This window comes from Candidatus Cardinium sp. TP (assembly GCF_025215055.1).
GTDB lineage: Bacteria > Bacteroidota > Bacteroidia > Cytophagales > Amoebophilaceae > Cardinium.
Genome location: NZ_JANAVR010000003.1, coordinates 47,999 through 69,325 on the forward strand (window position 1 = coordinate 47,999; position 21,327 = coordinate 69,325).

Consider the following 21,327-nt stretch of genomic DNA (forward strand, 5'->3'; position numbering starts at 1 on the left):
GGATTTCTCAGTAAAAATCAAACAAGGGGAAGCCCAAACCACTTTATGCATCCATCAAAACAGCATCCAAATGGAAAGTGTAGAGTTATAGCCCATACGCTATTTGTATAGATCCATTATCGACTCCAACCTGCACCTTCCGGCTGCTTGAATAAATAATGAGCAGCCATCATGGCTAGGCCATTGGCCAACATACAGACAAAAGCACCATCTATACCCGTTTTAGCCTGTATCCATTTATTCCAAACCAACATAGTCATTGCGCCCGTAGCCATACCTATTAAAGCTGTTCGAGATGTACCCCTAAAGCCCAAAATAGCTAACAAAGCGGGAGCAGTTATGACTGGAAGCGAAAAAGAAAAAACTAGCATGAATAGTGAGAACAGATCCTGGTAATAAAAAGCCAAAAACATACTGGATAGCCCTATAATGAGGGTCGCCCATCTAGCTATTTTAAGCTTACGCAGATCATCCATTTTTTTTGCCTTTTGTAGAGGTGCCCAAATGTCATGGCTAACGATAACGGCGGAAGTGTTTAAGCAAGAATCGGCTGTAGACATCGCCATAGCGAGTAAACTGATACAAAACGCCCCCTTAAAAATAGGAGGCACATGTGTGGTTATATAATACCAAACATCTGTGCTTCGTAATGCGCTTCCCCCACCTACAAAAATAAATAAACCAATAAGCAGTATAAACCCAGTAATCAAAAAACTAAAAAAACTGACATATAAAAAGGTGTTTTTTGCTTGATTAGGGTCAGCAGCCATATAGACCCTTTGCATAATTTCAGGCGCCCCTATATCTGGCACGAGCACACATAGTGCCATTCCAACCATACTCAAGCATTTTGTATCAAAATGGAATAGACTACTCAGTTGAAATCTTTCTTGTGTTCCTAAAAAAGCAACGATGTCCACCATAGATTTACCTGTTTGCCTAAACATCAGCCAAGCCAAAAATGGAATAATAACCGTAAAGGTTATAAACTGTAGGATATCTGTAATAGTAACCGCACGAACGCCTCCAAAAATAGAATAGAAAATAAGGATAAAGGAAGCAAAAATGGTAATAATGCGTGCATTAAGACCATCTAACGCTACACAAATGCTAACCGCGTGCACCATGGCGATAATCTGGATAGTAATGGACATAATAGAACTACCAACAGCCACTAAAGCTGTAATCATCCTCGGGTATTTACCATATACATTACCTATCGTCTCTGCAATAGAGAGGTTATGCATAAATAGCGGCATGCGTACCATCAACCGACTAAAAAGCCATATACTAAAACTATTTACAAAGAGAGCAATTATAATCCAGCAAAGACCACATTTATAACTATACTGCACATTGCGGATTAACCCACCTCCACTATAAGCAGTAGCTAACACCGTAGCCACTAAAGTAGCAGTTGCAAATTGTTTATGCCCTACTGCATATTCCCGAAAGGAAGTATCCTTTCTACTAAAAGAAATCCCCACCACCAGGGTTAACAACAAAAAAGCCCCCACGATTACAAAAGGAAGATACAAGGAGATCATAGATTAAAGCATTAAACTGGTAAAAAATAGGCCCTTACGATTAATTCATCAGCACACTGCGATAGGTCTCTATATCCTTTAATGCCGTACCCGTACCGCGTACTACTGCTTGTAAAGGTTCCGCTGCAACATGGACTGGAAGCTTCGTGATGTTATGCAACCGTTTATCCAAACCGCGCAACAAGGCCCCCCCCCCTGTTAAATGAATGCCATTTTTATATATATCAGAAGCCAATTCAGGTGGTGCCATTTCTAGTGCTTTGAGAACTGCATCATCAATTTTTACAGCTGATTCCTCTAAAGCAAGGGCTATTTCCCTGTAGCTGACCGATATAATCTTAGGAATACCGGTCATAAGGTCTTTGCCATGTACCGCATAATCCTCTGGTGGCTCGGCTAAATCCATCCAAACCGCTCCTATGGCTATTTTAATTTGTTCTGCCGTACGTTCTCCAATCACTAAGTTATGCTGCTTGCGCATGTAGTCCAATATATCTTTGTTGAAAGCATTGCCTGCTACTTTAATAGATTGATCACATGCAATCCCAGATAAGGATATCACGGCTATTTCTGTGGTGCCTCCCCCAATGTCTACAATCATACAGCCATTAGGCTCTCCAATCTTAACGCCTATGCCTATAGCAGCCGCAATAGGCTCATAAATCATATAGACTTCTTTGGCACCGGTATGGGCAGCAGAATCCCGCACTGCCCGCTTCTCCACATCAGTAGTACCAGATGGAATGCAGATGATGATTCTATTAAAGAATGGTGTAAAAAAAGACAGCTTTTTTTTAGATAGCATCTTGATCATCCCTTGAATCATAAGCTCTGCTGCATGGTAATCTGCAATAACACCATCTCTCAGCGGTTTAATGGTTTTGATCGTATCATGGGTTTTTTCATGCATTTGCATGGCAGCTTTCCCTACTGCTATCATCTTATTTGTGTTCCGATCTATGGCGATAATAGATGGTTCATCTACAACGATTTTATCGTTGTGTATGATTAAGGTATTGGCCGTTCCTAGATCAACCGCAATATCTATGTAAAAATAACTCCGAATTCCCATGTAATTATATCTGATAGATTAATGCGTTAGACTCCAGCCTAAGCGCATTTCGAAAAAAGTCTATTAATTTTTTTTTTAATACAAGATTACCAAACCCTATAACCATAGTGTTATAGTCTTAAAACTTAAGCAACGAAAGGGTTATTCCATCAAAACAAGCATATCTATAATGTGTGATCCAAGCGCCAATATTACAATAAGTGCTTGAATGGTTGAACGCTTTTATATATGGACAATGTGTATGACCAAATATATAAAATTCGTGGTGATTAAAAGGTTCTATTTTATCCTTACAATAGTGAAATATACGGTCTTTGTGGGGACAAAATGAAACATTACCATATTTTTTTTTGGTAAGATACCGGTCTACCCTGCCATATACCCAATCAGGCGGCAAAGCCCGCACAAAAGCTTGAAGCCACGCACTATGATATAGTTTACGCAATAGGGCATAACAGATAGTAGGGTGGATGGTATCGCCATGCCCAACGAAAAACCGCTTATTGGCAATGGTAATGGATGCTGGTTCTCTAAACAGCTGCACACCGCATTCTTGCGTTAAATAATCTATGGACCAACCATCATGGTTTCCTAAAAAGAAATAAACGGGTATCCCTGCTTGACTAAACTCCCAAAGCTTGGCTTGGAATCGAATGGCACCTTTAGGCACAAGATAGGTATACTCAAACCAAAAGTCAAAGATATCTCCTAATAAAAATAGCGCTTGGGTACGTGGCTTTATGTAGTCAAGCCAATCTAGGACTTTATCCTCTAGATGGGAAGCACGCGCTACACCACTGGGCCGAAGGGGTAGATGTAAATCTGATATAAAAAAGATTTGCTTTTCTAGTGTCGTGATTTGTATCAAAGCTGTAACTGAATAAAGTATCTAGTTGTTTGGTATCAACCAAACACGCACCATGCTATTTTATAGCATACATTTTGTGTTTAAATTTATTTAAAAAAATGATTAGATTTGGGCTGCAACAGCCCAGGCCATCAAAAATGCCTATTTTACAAGGTAAGCTGCTACAATAGACCGAGCGGTCTAAAACTTTAAACCCTAACCACACAGATAGATGTCTACTACGGATGCTGCTTTCAATCACCCCAATCATAGGTTTAAAACACTGATTGCACATGCGCAAGCCTATGGTTTTATCTACCCATCTAGCGAAATATATGATGGGTTACAGTCTATTTATGATTATGGTCCTTATGGCGTAGTGCTCAAACGGAATCTTCAAAATTTTTGGTGGCAAAGCATGACCCAACTCCATCTAAATATTGTGGGGATAGATGCAGCCATTATGATGCATCCTACTACCTGGCAGGCTTCTGGTCATATAGATGGATTTACGGACCCAATGGTAGACAACAAGGATTCCCAAAAGCGGTATCGGGTCGATACACTTGTAGAGGAATATGCCATGCAATGGGTGGCCCAAGGGCAAACTGCACAAGCCAAGGCTTTAATGAGCGAGATGCAGGCTTGTTTAGAGACGGGCAACTTACCCGGGTTAGATCAACTGCTGCAAACATTTGCTATTCGATGTCCCTTATCTAAGACGACAAATTGGACCCCTGTACGCCAGTTTAATCTTATGTTTTCCACGCAAGTGGGGGCACAAGATGACGCAACTACCATTTATTTGCGACCAGAAACGGCACAAGGTATTTTTGTCAATTTTTTGAATGTACAAAAAACAGCACGTATGAAGATCCCTTTTGGGATTGCCCAAATAGGGAAAGCCTTTCGGAATGAAATTGTAGCCCGTCAATTTACCTTCCGTATGCGTGAGTTTGAACAAATGGAAATGCAATTTTTTATCCAACCCGACACAGAAACAAAGTGGTTCGACTATTGGAAAACGGCGCGTACTGCTTGGTACAGCAGCTTAGGCATCAATCCGGAACAGCTTAACCTGCATCCCCATAAACAACTGGCACATTATGCAACGGCTGCAGTCGATATCGAATATGCCTTTCCATTTGGCTTTAAAGAAGTAGAGGGGATTCATTCCAGAACAGACTTTGACCTAACGAGCCATGCACATTATAGCAAAAAGAAACTACAATACTTTGACCCTGATTTGCAAAGGAGTTACATACCCTATGTGATAGAGACTTCGGTAGGGCTTGACCGATTGGTTTTAATGTTGTTGAGCAATGCTTTAGTCCAAACGCACCACTCAACAGATGCAACCAGAACCTATTTAAAGCTTCCACCGCCATTGGCACCTATTAAAGCAGCCATTTTTCCATTGGTCAAAAAGGATGGCTTAGCTGAAAAAGCGCTTGCATTGTTTCAGCAACTTAAATATGATTACCCGCTTATTTACGAAGAGACACCATCGATTGGCAAACGCTATACCAGGCAAGATCTTATCGGGACACCCTATTGTATTACCATTGACTACCAGACATTAGAAGATGAAACCGTTACCGTACGGGAACGGGATTCTATGGCACAACACCGCATATCTATTGCAGCAGTAGCAGACTATTTACATACCAACACCAGTATAAAATCACTACTAGTCCGCTTGTGAAAACTATTGCTAAAATAGGCTTCAAAAGAGGTCTACTACAGTTAAAAAAGTAGATTAAATTTGATTTATTTAAGAAATATTGGTATCGTTGTATGATTTTTATGCTTAGGGGGATTAGCTCAGTTGGCTAGAGTGTCTCGATGGCATCGAGAAGGTCGGGGGTTCGAATCCCCCATTCTCCACTAGACTTCTTTTGGAACGGGCTTGACGCATAGCGTTTTGAAAGAAGTTTACTAGCTAAAGCCTACACCTTCATGATGCTTAGATTTCTGGTTTTACAGCTGGTTCATTTCAGCTATCTATTGCTTCTACCTATTATTTCCTGTGTTGCGGTACAGGAGCCAGAAGGGGGCCCTCCTGATGAGACCCCACCCGTGCTCGTACGTTCTTTTCCAGAAGATGGTGTCTTAAATTTTAAGGGTAAAACCATCCGATTTACCTTCAATAAGGATATTGATGTGGAAAACCCTTACCATAACTTGCTGTTCATGCCTAAGTTAGCGGAATCAAAAAATAAGCAGCCCTACAGCTATAGCGTAAATGGAAAAACGCTCCAGCTTAAACTCAATGCCCCCCTCAAAGAGGATACTACTTATTCCATTCATTTTAGTAAAGCAGTTAAAGATACACATGAAGGGACTAAGGCAATGGAAAAGGTCTTAACTTTTAGTACAGGTTCTTTTATAGATCCCATTACCATGAAGGGAAGTATAAAAGAATTACTAACCAACAGGGCCGTAGGCAATGTAAGCGTCTACCTGTATAGTGCTGAACGAGACCCTCAAGAATGGCAGCAAGCAGGGACACCCGATTATTACACTACAGCTGATAAAGATGGTAACTTTACCATAAGTTGCATACGCTTAGGGAAATACTACCTACGGGCTACTACTGGTAAAGGCCATACCTATAAAATTGATTATGAAAAGGATAAATATGGATTCTTTAAGGATCCTATTGATTTGAACGAATCGCGAGAGGATATTGTGCTGCCCCTTATAGCAGCTGACGTGCGTGATTTAAAATTATTACGTGGCACACCCCAAAAAGGATGGTTTGAGATTATCCTGAACAAACCCATCACACACTATCAACTCATACCCCTACAAACTGTAGGCACAAAGGGCAAACCACAGATCTATAGCTTTTTTTCAGAACAATCCCCTAAAATAATCATTATATACAATACTTTTGGCCTCTTGGAAGGCGATACCTTCAAGGTTAAGTTGAGGGCCGAGGATGCGCTACATAGGGCATTAGAAGAAACTATAGCTATTCGCTTCAAGGAAGGAAAAATAGACCCTACCCATCTAAGCTATAGCCTATCGCCACAGCCACTGCCTTCTATACTGCCTGCGTTCACAACATCCATCTTATTTAGCAAACCGATTAAAGGGTTCAAAGAGGATTTAATCTATTTTGAATGCAAGTATCAAGAGAAAATTCCACTCAAGCAAGACGAATGGGTATGGAACGAAAATCGAACCAAACTTACCATAAAGAAACATTTTACACCAGAAGAGATCATGCAGTTTGTCACACAAACGGAAGAAGCAAAAGACGATAAAAGTAAAGCCATGCAACAGATGGTTACCCTACACATAGAGCCGGGTGCTTGCACTGCATTTGATCAAACTACCCATAAAAAGATTAGCCAATCCTATCCACTTAGAAAAAAAGAAGAAACTGGAACGGTTTCAGGGAATGTAGAGACCACTACATACCATTTTATTATTGAATTACTCAATCAAAAGGATGAATGCGTCGCTTCCATTCGGGATAAAAAAAGCTATCAATTTACAATGATTCCACCTGGTTCTTATAGCATACGCCTATTGGTGCTCAACGCAGGAGAAGAGGAGTGGTCCCCTGGGGATATCCTTAAAAACATTGAACCCAACCCAGTAATCTTTTACGAAAAAGAAATCAATGTGATAGAAAACCGGGATATAACGGGTATCGACTTTAAGTTTTAAACGGTTTAGGTGCTTACATTTATTTTTGCTTAGATGATTCATATCTATACAGATGGCTCGGCTAGAGGTAACCCAGGTCCAGGTGGCTATGGCGTTATTGTAAAGCACAATGGCTATACAGAAGAACGCTCCCAAGGCTATAGGAAAACCACGAACAACCGAATGGAGCTATTAGCTGTGATCATAGGTTTAGAAGCCCTAAAACAACCCAAACAATCGGTTACAATATATTCTGATTCCAAATATGTCATCAACGCCATAGAAAAAGGATGGCTACAAAATTGGCTAAAAATAGATTTTAAAAATAAAAAAAATCCGGATCTATGGAAGCGTTTTTGGGCAGTTTATCAAAAACATCTTGTTCATTTTTGTTGGGTTAAAGGCCATGCTGGCCACTATGAGAATGAACGTTGTGATCAGCTTGCTGTAGCCAGTAGCCACCAGCATCTGCTGATGGACACCTACTATGAAAGTTTAAAAAGTAGATAAATGCCTTAACAATAGCCCTTAAGTTAACACCATTGGGTAAAATTTGCTTAAGCGTTCTATAAAAAGCTTTGAATATGCGCACGAGATAAACCAGTAAGGAGCATGATATCCTCGATAGGGTAACCTTTTACAACCATAGCCTTAGCAATGGAAATGGATTTCTCTTGTATCTGTTCACGATACTGGTTAATAATGGGTTGTATCCCACTTTTTTCTTGATAAAAAAGTGGACAAAAAATCAAGCCCTCGGTAAAAAGGCGCTGAAAGTACCATCTTACAGATGGAAAAATAGAAAGCGCCCCGTTTGGGGGCTTCAAAAGAAACTGTTTTTCCTAATCATCTGTAAGCTGCCACTTTCTATACCGCGACTTTTTACAGGGGCGTTTTTTTTTTGACGCAAAAAACCATACCGCTGAATAGATACAGGCGGTCTTACCACATTGATGAACAGATAATGTCTTTTATTTGACAATCAGTAAAATATATTGCTTAAGTTGACACCATTAGCTATTCACCTAAGATTTCCCGGACAATTTGTGCTTCACAAAAGAAGTGTTGGACGCCTTGGATTTCTTCATAATATTGATGACCTTTCCCTGCTATTAAAATGAGATCGTTTGGATGTGCGATGCAACAGGCTGTTTTAATAGCCATCGCTCTATCTACTATATGCAGTATCTTGGCTGCCTCAGGGGCACCTTGTTGCATGTGACGAATAATTTCCTGTGGGTCTTCATCTCTTGGATTATCACTGGTGAATATAGCGATGTCACTATTTTGTGCTAGAATCTTGCCAATCATAGCCCGCTTTTGTTGGTCACGATTGCCTCCACAACCCATAATGGTAATCAGTCTACTGTCAGTAGCAAGCATAGAACGTAAGGTGACCGTTACTTTTTGAATGGCATCTGGCGTATGGGCATAATCTATAATAACCTGTTTTGATTTACCAACCCTATTCATTCTACCTAGAATAGGGGGAATAGCGGAAAGCGCTACCAAGCTTTCCCAGCTATTCAAGCCCAATAGTTGAGATGCACCATAAGCAGCCAACAGGTTACTGGCATTGAATGTACCCATCAACTGGAACCAAACCGATTGATGGTCTATCTCTAATTCGAACCCATCTAGTGTATTCGTAACTATTTTTGCTCTAAAATCCGCAGCATCTTGCAGAGAAAAAGTAAACTTTTTAGCCTTACAATTCTGAACCAGAATGGCACTATTCCTATCTTGCTGGTTCATCAGGGCAAAAGCGGTAGCAGGTAGGCGATCAAATAGCTTTTTTTTAGCGTGAATATAATGCAACAAGTCAAGATGGTAGTCCAAATGGTCATGGGTAATATTGGTAAATATAGCACCTGTAAAATCTATACCTGCTAGTCTTTCTTGAACAATGGCATGTGAACTTGCTTCGATAAAGCAATAGCTGCAACCTGCTGCTGCCATAAGATGCAAAAACGACTGTAACTGCAATGCATCTGGCGTGGTATGACTAGCTGGATAGGTTTGATCTAGTACTTTATTGTAAATAGTAGAAAGCATACCCGCCTTGTAGCCCATCTTGGTTACCATATTATACAATAGATGCACAACGGTCGTTTTGCCATTTGTACCGGTTACCGCTACTACTTTTAGCTTTTTGCTAGGATGGTCATAAAAGTTGGAAGCCATCATCCCCAATGCATGAGGCGTAGAGGCAACCACTATATAGGTGACAGCTGCCTGGATGGATTGAGGTAGGCGCTCACATACAATCGCATGGCTACCTGCTGCAATAGCCATTTCTATATAGTGATGTCCATCTACTTGGCTACCATTTATGGCAACAAAACAAGCACCGGCTACTGCTTTACGGCTATCAAAACAAAGGGTGTGTATAGGTAGATCAGTTGGGCCCAATACCTTTGTTACAGGTATGCCTACTAAAAGTTGTTGAAGGCTTTTTATCATCACTTTAATAGAATGGTAATCTGGTTAGGCGTTATTTTAGATTGTTTGGATACCACACCATGTATGTTGCCCTCTATGGTAACCTTTAGGCCATTGCTTTCCAATAAAAAGAGCGCATCACGTAGCTTCATATGCAATACACTCGGCACTGAAGATGGGCACTTACAGGGCTGGAATGTGCTTTCAGTAGAACGGAGCGTTAGTCTTCCCCAGCTTACTTCTTGACTTACACCTTCAGGTATAGGTAACTGCAACCATTGATATAAAAAGGTTAATTCATCGAAACTACCCACATTAGAAAGGGATATTGGACGAGTCCCTTCACTAAATTGCTTGGAAAACTCAATGACTAATGGCCACTTCGGGGTCGATTGATGCACACCAAGCAGACCTAAGTAAGCTCTCGACTGCGCTCCACCTACCCATTGCGCCTCACCAATAGACTTCGAAAAAGGTTTATTAATTGGTTTTCTTGCATGCAAATCTTTACCAGCTATTCTATCCACAATATCTTTAAATATAGGTGCCGGCACTTCTGCACCAAATCGAAAGCTTTCACCTTGTGGGCTGTCTACCACAATGATACAACTGTAACGGGGATGATCTGCTGGAAAATAACCAGCAAAAGAAGTCAAGTGATGGTCTGTATACTTTCCATTTATCAACTTTTGGGCCGTACCTGTTTTGCCGGCTATTTTATAAAATCCATGTTTAATGCGTTGCGCCAAGCCTGTTTCTACCGTGCCTTCTAATACCGCCTTTAGTTTACGCAACGTTTCATCTGAACAAATTTTTTCCTTTAAAACAGTAGTCGGAAAACTTTTCACTACCCCATTAGCTGATTGTATGCGCTGTACAAAAATAGGCTTAACCATTCTGCCATTATTGGCTACAGCATTATACAGTACCAACATCTGAAGCGGTGTAACCTGTAAATTGTAACCAATAGAGAGCCATGGCAGCGTCACACCATTCCACATTTTACTTTTTGGCGTGATCATATATGGATTGCCTTCTCCAGCTAACTCAATCCCTAAGGGTTGGTGGATGCCCAATACTTCCATGTAATCAATAAACTTTTGAGGGTTTGTACCAAATGCTTCTTGAATGGCCATGGAGATACCTACATTAGAAGATTTCTCAAATACCCCTTGCAAGGTAAGCAGCCCATACCCTCCCTTTTTTACATCCTTCATCCATCTATTATAGAATTGCACTGCACCATGCCCCGTATCTATCAGCTGCGTAAGGGGCCATTCTGTTTCTTCTAATAAAGCCAACATAGAGGCCAATTTAAAAATAGAACCTGGCTCAACCGCACTACCAATAGCATAATTATAAGATTCTATATATTGCCCAGATTCCGTGCGAGATAAATTAGCGATTGCTTTAATCGCGCCCGTAGCTACTTCCATGACAATAGCGCAACCATTTTGTGCATCTGTCTGCTCAAGAACAGACAGCAAACTACTTTGGGCTACATCCTGTAGATTGATATCCAATGTAGTAACCAAATCAGACCCATGTATAGGCGCTATCGTGGTACTCTCCGGAACCTTTTTCCAATTGCCACCGACTACCTTCTGATACAGGGCCTTGCCATCTACACCTTTTAGCACTTTGTTAAAAGCATATTCTAAGCCAGATCCATGTGTTTCCCTATGCACACCAATCGTACGTCTAGCCAATTCCCTAAAGGGATTGTAACGTTTATCTTGTGCTTCAAAAATCACCCCTCCCTTAAACCTACCTTGATTAAAAATCGGCCAATGGCTCATTTTTTTCTTGTCTGCATAGGTAATGAACCCTCTATGCAACAGTAGATAGCTTCGTTTTTTCGCACGCGCATCCATAATCCGTTGCTTGTAGTATTCAGGAGGGTTATCTTGATAAAAATCAGATAATGCCTGACTAAGTGGACCTATGCCTGCTTTAAAACAGGCATCTGAAGCGACAACAGGATCTAAAGCAACCCTATAAAAAGGAAGCGAAGTAGCCAATAAGGCGCCATCATGGGTATAAATATTACCTCTGGATGCCACAATAGGCTTATAGGCCAACTGCGCAGCTTTAGCACAGTTGCGCCATTTATCCACCTCTACAAACTGCAAGTGGACGATTTTCCAGGTAATAAGGAGTACAAAACATAGGGCAGAAAGAAAAATTATTCTGGCACGTAACAAAATAGTCTTAGTAAAGGCCACGTTTCTTATTGGCTTTAATGATATAGGGAGGCACCTTACTTTCATAAATGGCTAATGGAGCCACCTTTTTAGCTATTTCTGATTGTTTGCGATCAAACATATCACTGGACTGTAACTGCATATATTTTACGCGAAGGCTATCTACAATGGGCTGAAGTTGACGGACCTTATGTAACATTTTTTCATGATAATGTGCATTCCAGATATAGAGTAGACCCAAAAAGAAAAGATAAAACAAACGAGATAAATAGTAAGGGGTATTTAAAGAGGTATCATTTAAACGCAGCCTCTTTTCTAAATGACCAAATAAAGTTATCTTTTTAATGGGTTTATAGCTGTTTTCCCGCATGGCTAAAAGGTAGTATTTGTTCACACAATGGCGTCAATTTAACGAGTATATTTTATTGATTGTCAAATAAAAGTATCTATTCACATTACTGGTTAATAAGGCATTTTTATTTTACTTTTTTCTTGATAAAAAAGTAACAAAAAATCAAGCCCTCGGTAAAAAGCCACTGAAAGTACCATCTTACAGATGGAAAAACAGAAAGCGCCCACTGCGTGGGCTTTAAAGGAAACTGTTTTTCTACATCACCTGTAAAATGCCACTTTCTACACTGCGATCTCTTACAGGGGCGGTTTTTTTTGACGCAAAAAACCATCGGGCTGAACACATACAAAAGTTTTTTTAATGGCCATAAGATTACCAAAACTAGGAAACTAGATTGAAGTAAAACACTCCTTTTTATCCAATAGATAGATCTCTATACTTCTTTGTAAGATAATCTTTATAGGGCTGTACGGATAGCTTATGGCCTGTAACCCGTTGGATACTTTGCTCGGCATTATAGATCCTACCAAACCGATGAATATGTTCACACAACCAATCATTTATAAACGAAAATGATCCATTCGCTACTTGCGTTTCCCAGTCTGGAAAAGATTGGGCAAAGGCAGCAAAATATTGAGCCGCATAAATATTACCCAATGCATAGGTTGGAAAATAACCAAAATAACCTGAAGACCAATGAATATCTTGTAAACATCCTTCTGCATCATTTTTGGGTGTAATGCCCAAAAGCGTTTGCATTTTAGCATTCCACATTTGTGGCACATCTAACACCTTAAGCCTTCCCTCTATTAATTGCTTTTCTAGTTCAAATCTAAGGATAATATGCAATGGATAGGTGACTTCATCCGCATAAATACGGATATAGGAAGCTTGCACATGATTGATGTGTCGGTAAAAATCAGCAAGAGTAAGTGCCTTAAAAAGAGGAAATTGCTTTTGAAACTTAGGATAGATATAGGACCAGAAGGGCAAAGACTTACCTACCATTACCTCCCACCACATGGATTGACTTTCATGCAATCCCATAGAAGCAGCTTGACCAGCAGGCGTAGCCCATTCTTCCTTAGGCAAACCCCGCTCATAAAGCGCATGCCCTCCTTCGTGTAAAACAGCAAAAACATGCTCCAACAACCCACCATCGAGGTTAGTGGTTAGCCTTACATCAGAAGGATGTATACCCGAACAAAAGGGATGCGTAGCACAATCCAATCTCGAATTTTCACTACCAATGCCCATGATCTTTAAGAGTAAATGACCAAATTGCATTTGTGCTTCTTGTGGAAAAGAATGGTTAAAATGACCCTTATAAGGGCTATCCTTTCCATCCGTTTTTTGTACAATTTTAGATAAAAAACATTCTAAATCAGTAAAAAGAGTGGATAAAATAGCAGTAGTTACACCAGGTTCATACAAATCGATTAGTGCATCATAAGGGCTATCTACATAGCCCAATAGATCCGCCTTTTCCCGATTAAGGTCTACTACTTTTTGAAGCCACGGGCTAAATAAAGCAAAATCAGCAGTCTGCCTAGCCGTTTTCCATACCTCTGTTGCCGTGGTAATGGTTGTATAGTATGCTTGAATGAAATCTTCAGACAGCTTGATAGTTTGTTTGAAGTCCCTACACCACTGCTTAAGATTGGACTGCGCGGTTAAAGACAAACCTTCTAGCTTAATGTATGCTGTGTCGATATCAATCATGTGCGCTAGGGCCTCACGGTAGCTACTGGAGGTTGCTTCCCTATGCGCCAAGCCAGCAATATAAGCAAGTTGTTTGGCACGAACCGCCACCGCACCAGCAGGCATATAGGTTTGTTGATCCCATCCTAAGAGCGCTTCTATCTGATGCAGCAATCGAATGTGGCTAAACCTTGCTATAAAACTTTCGTATAGTGACATAATCTATACATTACAAAACAATTACTTTACCCTATTCTATTCCAATCCCCAGCTGTAGCCAATAATCTAGCATATTCTTTATATATCGGCAAATTGAGGGGGTGGTGCAAATCTGGATCTTGTTGGATAATATTTTTAACCACCCCACGTGCTGCCTCTAAAATAGCAATATCTTTAGATAAATTAGCTATTTTTAAATGCAACGCACCACTTTGTTGCAAGCCCATTAAATCCCCTGGGCCACGAAGTTTAAGATCCAATTCTGCTATTTCAAATCCATTACTGGTTTTAACCATTGTTTTCATTCGTTCCCTTCCTGCTTGGTTCAAACGATAATCTGTCATCAAAATACAGTAGGACTGTGCATTACCACGACCGACCCTTCCACGTAACTGGTGTAATTGAGACAAGCCAAAACGTTCGGCACTTTCTATAACCATTACCGTTGCATTGGGCACATTCACACCCACCTCTATAACGGTTGTAGTAACGAGAATACGTGTTTCGTTTTTTTCAAAACGCTTCATTTCCATATCTTTAGCCGCACCATCCATTTTACCATGCACGATGCCAACAGGAATATCTGGGAACGCTCTAGAAACAGATTCATAGCCAGCCATTAGGTTACTGTAATCCAATGCAGCAGAGGCCTCAATAAGGGGATAGACGATATAGACCTGTCTACCCAATAAGAGTTGTTCCCTGATAAATTGAAAAACCTTTAACCGAAAGTTTTCATAGTAGTGCTGTGTTTTAATCGGCTGCCTACCTGATGGCAATTCATAAATAGTAGAAAGATCCAAGTCACCATAAAAAGTCATGGCTAAGGTCCTTGGAATAGGTGTAGCAGTCATAATAAGTATATGGGGTGCATATACTTGATTTTTAGTTAAAAGACCAGCACGTTGTGCCACACCAAAACGGTGTTGTTCATCTATTACAAAAAAACCCAATTCATGAAAGGCAACGTTCTCACTAAGTAAGGCGTGCGTGCCCACTATAATATGCAGAAGACCAACCTTAAGGCGGTACAAAATATGTTCCCGCTCTTTTTTTTTGGTACTCCCTGTAAGCAAAGCAATATTTAAATTTAATGGCTCAGCAAAGAGATAAAAGCGTTCAAAATGTTGTTTAGCCAAAATTTCAGTAGGCGCCATAATGGCCACTTGTGCTTTACCCCCTATAACCACCAACATGGCAAGAAACGCAATGATTGTTTTTCCACTTCCCACATCACCCTGCACCAGTCTATTCATTTGCTTGCCAGCGGTTAAATCGCGATAGATGTCTCTAAGGGTTTCTTTTTGGCCATTGGTTAGGTGAAAAGGCAGATGGTTATGGTAAAATAGATTGAACAAGGATAGGTCATTAAACACTTTGCCATTTTGTTTTTCCAGACGCACTTGTCTTACCTTAAGCAATTTCAATTGAGTGTAGAATAACTCCTCAAACTTAAGCCTCCTTTGCGCTTGTCTTAACAAGGTTAGGTTATCTGGGAAGTGAATATTTCTAAAAGCCTCCTTTAAAGAAAGGAGTCGATAGCGTGTCAATAGATAATCAGGTAAAGTTTCTTCCACTACTGTATGAAACTGACTCAAGAGCTTCTTTTGCAATAGAGCCATTCCCTTAGTATCTAGTTGATTGCGTTTTAATTGCTCTGTACTATGGTATAAGGGTACTAAGTTGGTTGTATTACTTTCAGTCAAAAAAGTAATTTCAGGATGAATAAGTTGTCTATGACCCTGTGGTAAAAAGATCGGTTTACCCCAAACACGGTAGCGTACATTGGGTTTGATCTTTTTGATAACCCAAGAAAAGTTATGAAACCATATGAGATCCAGTTGTCCTGTTTCATCTTCAAACCGTGCGACGAGTCTTTTTTTTCCTTTATCTATTTTTTGCAGGTTTTTAATGTACCCTTGTAGTTGTACGCCGGTAGTAGTAGACGTTAATGCAGCAACAGTAGAGCAGTTGTTTCGATCTTCATATCGAAAAGGATAATGTCTTAACAGATCCTCATAGGTGGCTATACCTAGTTCATCTTTAAGCAATTTTGCTTTATCCAATCCTACCAGTAGCGTTATTCTTTTAGAGAAAAAATCATCCATACCAAGACTTGTCACCATTGGCGATTTGTATTTATCCACATCTATCGTACGGATATTATAAGTAATTTGATATAAATGAAAAAGACTTACTCTTATTATTCGGTGGATTTGTGGAAAAAGGTAAGTTAGCAATAAAATTGTGTATAACTATCAAAGATATGCTTTACTTATCCACCAAGTGGATCGAGTGAAACGTTCACCTATAAGTTTATCCTTAGCTTCTATGTGTCAAACATCTTGTATCTAATTGATTGAAAGGTGGTTAGGCCGTTAGATGGCTACAATTTTTATAGCTGTTTAATTTGAATATATTATTATATATATTGATTTTCAACTGATATATAAGAGATGCACTAAGTGATCCGTAGTTTTACCAATCGTTATGTATTATAAGTTGATGGTCAATATACAAATTGGTTGAACACTAAACGCTATATATTTTTATGGTAGGCTACTGGTATAGATACGCCAGAAGGAATGTGCATAAAAGGTGCACAACTGTAGTTCTTGATAACTTTGGTGATATCTCTGAATATAGACATTGGTTTAGTTGTTTCTATACTGCTTGTTGATAGAAGATCGTTTATAAGTGGATAGGCATGTAGGTATTTTGTGGAAAAGGGGTTTGTATATTACCTTTGTTTGCGTGGCATAATCATAGCATTGAACATACGAGAGCGGATAGGTACAAGAAGCACGTTTGGGGAGTATAATGCTGCCAGAGATAGATTGTTTGTAAACATTGCAAGGCTTGATGCTTTTTTGCTAAAAAGTTCATTGGAAGTTATAAAAAAGTTTGTAAATCTGCTTCAGTCTTAATCAGCATAATCCAGCAATCGAGTAAAGGGTAGCATCTGATTTGGATTTAGTTCTTTGAAATAGATGAAAATGGAGTTATCCCTGTGGAAGGGCAGCGGTAAATACGTTTCTAAGATCATAGGGGTCTGTTGGCATGGTACTATGGTAGGTGTTTAGAGGCTAAGGAGTATTATTTTTTGTATCTGTTTACATTACTGGTTAATAATGGATTTTATCCCACTTTTTTCTTCATAAAAAAGTGTACAAAAAATCAAGCCCTCGGCAAAATGCCACTTTCTACGCCGCGCCTTTTTACAGCGGCGTTGTTCTTTTGACGCAAAAAACCAGTGACTGGGAACAGATACCTAATAAAAACCACTGCGCTGAACAGATAGGGTTAGCAAGTATGGTTGGGTTTATCCTAGATTAACCTAACGGCTGTCTGTGGGCTGTTTACAATTTTTTATTGTAAGGTGCCTCTATACAGGCACCTTTTATTAAGTTTCGAATTATTTTGAAACTTCGGATTTAAGGTAAGCATGCAGCATGCCTTCAGCGTAACCAGGAGTATAGCCCTCAGAGTAGCCTATAGCGTAAGTTACGCTATAAGTTATGCCACAAACCCATAATAAATCTTCTACTCGCATCTCTGCCAGTAGCTTTACTGTTGACCGAAAAGCAGTGCTTACGAAGCTAGGCCTGTTTACTACTTGCACATTATCCCCATTTTCGTTTTGTTCCTCCTGTTGGCCAGGGGTAAAATCTATGCCTAACCCTTGTTTTGTATGTACACAAGAAGACAAAGTGTTTAAGCTTAATAAGCCAATCAGTAAGCTTGACCTATATTGCATATGTTTTTTTTTCATAATCTACATGTGTAATAGTTATGTTATAATCGTTGCTAAGTAGCATTATTTCAACGTTGATCCATCTACGGTCTACTTGAATTGAATCTGCCTGGGGTTGAATTGCTACTACCACTGTATGGTCCTTGCAAGCAGTTGTTAGATGCATTAGCGCGACCCTGGTCGTAACCTTGGTTGTAACCTTGGTTGTAACCGCCATAAGCTACCCCTACCCCTACCGCTACTGTGCCAATAGCTTTGCAAACGGTTTTTACTCCCCATTTGCTTTCGCTTTTGGAGTTGCTCTTATTACCACCTTCTTCCATATTGTTATCCTTGCTATGCTTACTGCTCAAAGGGCCCATACCCAATCCTGCCTTTGTATTTGCGCAAGAAGATAAAGTGCTTAAGCTCAGTAGTCCAATAAGTAGACCTGCCTTATATTGTATATGTTTTGTTTTCATAGTATTATATGTTTATATTTGGATCTATAACTTTTTTGGTTAGAGGTAAAAATTGCACCTGTTCAGATTACTGATTCATGATGAACTTTATCCCACTTTTTTTTTGATAAAAAAGTGGACAAAAAATCAAGCCCTCGGTAAAAAGGCGTTGAAAGTGTCATCTTACAGATGGAAAAACAGAAAACGCCCACGCAGTGGGCTTCAAAGGAAACTGTTTTTCGACATCATCTGTAAAATACCACTTTCTACACTGCGACTTTTTACAGGGGCATTGTTCTTTTAACGCAAAAAACCAGTGACTGGAACAGATACAAAAGTTTAAGCTAAAGCCGTTGTATAAAACAGTTGCCTAGTTTAAAAATAGTTTTAGTTGGTGTATTACGAACATTTCTTGAATTTTTCTTTCAATAACTTTACATCAAATAGATTTATATCAGAGCTCGATGGTCTGCCGTCTACATTTTTTGTACATGGAGTCGCTCCATGCTTTATTAAATAGTCGACGATAGGCTGAGCTTCAGGACCACGGTCTAGCGCATACATTAGAGCTGTATTTCCTCTATTATCTTTTGCATTCACATTTACCCCCTTACCTATTAAAAATTTAACGACTCGAAGCGAAATATTGTTTGCTCCTTCCATCAATAAAGTACGTCCATCTGCATCCGTTGCATTTATAGATAACCCTTGAGAAAGCCAATATTTTATCCTTTTTATCGAAAACCTATGCTGAAGAATAATGTCATCTATGATTTCCTGAGTTAGAGAAGTCAGCTTAATATCGGATGGTTTGGATTCTCCTGTAGTACTTGACTGATTCCATTTTGGGTTTTCTATTGCATCTAAGATCCTGTTTTCTTCTTCATTACTCGATGGCCCAGCCGTAGAGGTGGTGTGATTCGGTTTCAATTTTGGTATTAGACCTGCTGCAGTTGTTGCTAGAGTTGTTGCTACGGCTGTAGCTGTAGTTCCTACGCAGCTTAGCGTTGTATTTATTAAGCTTGTTGTTCCGTTCCCGGTGAGAGATAACATTGTATTATTATTCGCTTCTTCCATAGGATTAGGTTCTGATGGCACGGAATCTGGGCTGAAATAATTCTTATATATATACACAACCGTTTCTCCTACTATTATAGAAGCTCCTAATGCTGTTACTATATATGAGATATAGTTTTTTATTTTAAATGTACCACAATTATATGATATTTTAGGAGCAGGAACCGATCGGTACGCATTAAGATTGTTCATCTTAATTTGCCTGCTTAATTGCTTCTGTAATTTCTTCTTTTTTGAAGCGTTTGATTGACATAGCCCCATACCTAGCGATTGCCCTGTGTTTACACAAGAAGATAAAGTGTTAAAGCTTAATAACCAGATCAATAGGCCTAGCTTACAACAGGTGTTTGTTTTTTTCATAGTATTCATGTTTTAAGTTATATGCTATAACCACTGTTGAATAAAATTATTTCAATGTATCTTCCATATACATATGGCTTATCCATATTATTTCATCTGTTTCAGTCTATTTAAGGGATAAAGACCTTAATGCTAGAAATAATGAAACCGATCTATATTGCCTACGATTTCACCTCCTCCCCCCCTTATTTATTTTAATAAATAATTTATATAATTACAAATAAACAAATAAAGTAAATAGAAATCTACATAATTGTATTATTAAATGGCAGCTGGTTTCAGATATTGGCCCATAAAAATGATACTATCTAAAGCAGACTTGTATAATTGTAAAAAATTATATACCATCTACTATAGGGTAGATGATCAAAAGTATAACAGTACCCAGATGCTATCTACTACTATTTAGTATTTTCCTAGCACAGTACGAATAAATGTATATATCGTTTCAGATATGAAGCAATGGTTTTTACAGTAAAATTTAGATAGACAATGAAAAAAACAAAAAACAAAGTCATAAAAGGCATAAGCGTATTGGTAAATGGCCCATTGTATTGCGCTCTATTTTTTTCAGTGGGATGGGATTGTGTAGCAAAAAAGCCAATTCAAACAATTACACTCGAGAAAAGCGCGCACAGTTCAAATACTGAACCAGATGATCCATCCGATAATTCATCAGGTGAAATTATCGATCCTGAACCAAATAATATATCAGATGGATTTGTCGGACAGGAAAATTATCCATCCCATAAATCTAGCATCAGACATGAGCAAGGTGAAGACAACCCAGTATTTGAGTCTACCCCAAGGCACTCAACTGATGACTCCAACGATTTGTCAGCGCAACCCGATGAAGAGGCAGCACCCGTTCCACCATCACAACCTTCAAATAGTTCTCCTAAAGTTGTGATAGGCGAAGCTAGTAGCAAGACTAATGCGACCAATAAGCGACTTATGCTGAAGAAACAAAAGGGCTCTAGGTTGTTTAATAAATTAGATCCACAAAATACCACACCAGGCAGTCCTAAAAAGAAAGAGGATAGGGGTGATGGTCAAAAGATGAGACAGCCAAAAAGCCCTGAAACGAATAGGGATCGATTAGAAAATGTTAAAGAAAAAGGCCATACGCAAGCAAAGTCTCATCCATCAGGTGATAAGCCGATGACTTCAGATTCATCAAACGATATAATAAACCCGGACATAGAGGAAGCTTTAAATAAATTCTCTAAGCTACTAGGTGAGGTAGAAAAAAAGCTAGATACGTTAAAACTTCTAATGAATGAGAAAGAAAAGAACAATAAGAAAGGCCTGGTAAAACAGGTAGAAAGCTTTCTAGCAGATAATCGTATTGAGCGTATGAAAGATATAATGAAGATTTGGACACAAGAAGAGCAGAAAAAGCATGTAAAGGGTCTATTATACCTAGCAGGGCTTCACGAAAAAGATTTAGACAAACAAATAAGTAAAAAACAAAGTAAAAAGAAGTAGTCGCTAAACTGTTTTTCCACATCATCTGCATGATGTATAGTAGTCAAGATTTAATCTGACAGGCAGTAAAAATTTAAGTATTAAAGTTGTCCGTTAAGTTAAATGTGTCAGTTAGGTTGTTAAGATAAGCGATTTGATTATTTTTTTCAAAGACTAATTTTTTA

16 protein-coding genes and 1 tRNA gene are annotated in these 21,327 nt (G+C 39.2%); 5 read left to right on the forward strand and 12 right to left on the reverse strand.

Annotated elements, in window-relative coordinates; translation table 11 throughout:
* Positions 1-116 precede the first annotated feature (116 nt).
* The 3 genes from NLX65_RS01005 to NLX65_RS01015 form a co-directional block, all read right to left on the reverse strand.
* Positions 117-1,547 carry a sodium:solute symporter family protein gene (locus tag NLX65_RS01005; protein WP_260536217.1) on the reverse strand — a complete coding sequence of 477 codons (1,431 nt, stop codon included), beginning with the start codon at positions 1,545-1,547 and terminating at the stop codon, positions 117-119.
* Positions 1,548-1,587: 40 nt separating this feature from the next.
* Positions 1,588-2,619 carry a rod shape-determining protein gene (locus tag NLX65_RS01010; RefSeq protein WP_260536220.1) on the reverse strand — a complete coding sequence of 344 codons (1,032 nt, stop codon included), beginning with the start codon at positions 2,617-2,619 and terminating at the stop codon, positions 1,588-1,590.
* Between the two features lie 118 nt (positions 2,620-2,737).
* A complete protein-coding gene (locus tag NLX65_RS01015; protein WP_260536222.1) occupies positions 2,738-3,487 on the reverse strand; it encodes a UDP-2,3-diacylglucosamine diphosphatase in 750 nt (249 codons plus the stop codon).
* A 211-nt stretch (positions 3,488-3,698) separates the two neighbouring features.
* Here NLX65_RS01015 and NLX65_RS01020 point away from each other — a divergent pair, with 211 nt between their 5' ends.
* The 4 genes from NLX65_RS01020 to rnhA all read left to right on the forward strand — a co-directional run bounded on the left by NLX65_RS01020 (position 3,699) and on the right by rnhA (position 7,636).
* On the forward strand, positions 3,699-5,171 hold the full coding sequence (locus NLX65_RS01020) for a glycine--tRNA ligase (RefSeq protein ID WP_260536225.1): 1,473 nt from the start codon (positions 3,699-3,701) through the stop codon (positions 5,169-5,171).
* Positions 5,172-5,279: 108 nt separating this feature from the next.
* Positions 5,280-5,353, forward strand: a tRNA-Ala gene (locus NLX65_RS01025).
* Positions 5,354-5,425: 72 nt separating this feature from the next.
* Positions 5,426-7,147 carry an Ig-like domain-containing domain gene (locus NLX65_RS01030; protein ID WP_260536227.1) on the forward strand — a complete coding sequence of 574 codons (1,722 nt, stop codon included), beginning with the start codon at positions 5,426-5,428 and terminating at the stop codon, positions 7,145-7,147.
* A gap of 33 nt (positions 7,148-7,180) precedes the next feature.
* A complete protein-coding gene (gene rnhA / locus NLX65_RS01035; protein WP_260536229.1) occupies positions 7,181-7,636 on the forward strand; it encodes a ribonuclease HI in 456 nt (151 codons plus the stop codon).
* A 56-nt stretch (positions 7,637-7,692) separates the two neighbouring features.
* Here rnhA and NLX65_RS01040 read toward each other — a convergent pair whose 3' ends face one another.
* From NLX65_RS01040 to NLX65_RS01080, 9 genes are all read right to left on the reverse strand, one after another.
* A complete protein-coding gene (locus NLX65_RS01040; RefSeq protein ID WP_260536231.1) occupies positions 7,693-7,953 on the reverse strand; it encodes a hypothetical protein in 261 nt (86 codons plus the stop codon).
* A 190-nt stretch (positions 7,954-8,143) separates the two neighbouring features.
* The gene (locus tag NLX65_RS01045; protein ID WP_312025852.1) at positions 8,144-9,589 is read right to left on the reverse strand and encodes a UDP-N-acetylmuramoyl-L-alanyl-D-glutamate--2,6-diaminopimelate ligase; all 1,446 of its coding nucleotides are present in this window, start codon (positions 9,587-9,589) and stop codon (positions 8,144-8,146) included.
* Complete coding sequence (locus NLX65_RS01050) at positions 9,589-11,793, reverse strand: penicillin-binding transpeptidase domain-containing protein (protein ID WP_260536233.1); 2,205 nt, start codon at positions 11,791-11,793, stop codon at positions 9,589-9,591. Before NLX65_RS01050 ends, NLX65_RS01045 begins: the two co-directional genes overlap by 1 nt.
* Entirely contained in the window at positions 11,780-12,166 is a 387-nt protein-coding gene (locus NLX65_RS01055; RefSeq protein WP_260536236.1) for an FtsL-like putative cell division protein, read from the reverse strand. The genes NLX65_RS01050 and NLX65_RS01055 overlap by 14 nt, the downstream gene beginning before the upstream one ends.
* Positions 12,167-12,538: 372 nt before the next feature.
* Complete coding sequence (locus NLX65_RS01060) at positions 12,539-14,044, reverse strand: carboxypeptidase M32 (protein ID WP_260536238.1); 1,506 nt, start codon at positions 14,042-14,044, stop codon at positions 12,539-12,541.
* A gap of 26 nt (positions 14,045-14,070) precedes the next feature.
* Positions 14,071-16,152: an ATP-dependent DNA helicase RecG gene (gene recG / locus NLX65_RS01065; RefSeq protein WP_445083367.1), complete on the reverse strand. Its 2,082-nt coding sequence runs from the start codon at positions 16,150-16,152 to the stop codon at positions 14,071-14,073.
* Between the two features lie 1,307 nt (positions 16,153-17,459).
* Positions 17,460-17,816 carry a hypothetical protein gene (locus tag NLX65_RS01070; protein ID WP_260536242.1) on the reverse strand — a complete coding sequence of 119 codons (357 nt, stop codon included), beginning with the start codon at positions 17,814-17,816 and terminating at the stop codon, positions 17,460-17,462.
* Between the two features lie 65 nt (positions 17,817-17,881).
* Positions 17,882-18,259: a hypothetical protein gene (locus tag NLX65_RS01075; protein ID WP_260536245.1), complete on the reverse strand. Its 378-nt coding sequence runs from the start codon at positions 18,257-18,259 to the stop codon at positions 17,882-17,884.
* A gap of 378 nt (positions 18,260-18,637) precedes the next feature.
* The gene (locus NLX65_RS01080) at positions 18,638-19,675 is read right to left on the reverse strand and encodes an ankyrin repeat domain-containing protein (RefSeq protein ID WP_260536247.1); all 1,038 of its coding nucleotides are present in this window, start codon (positions 19,673-19,675) and stop codon (positions 18,638-18,640) included.
* A gap of 492 nt (positions 19,676-20,167) precedes the next feature.
* Between NLX65_RS01080 and NLX65_RS01085 the strand changes: the two genes are divergently transcribed.
* Positions 20,168-21,163, forward strand: coding sequence for a hypothetical protein (locus NLX65_RS01085; protein ID WP_260536250.1), 996 nt, complete (start codon positions 20,168-20,170; stop codon positions 21,161-21,163).
* Positions 21,164-21,327 lie beyond the last annotated feature (164 nt).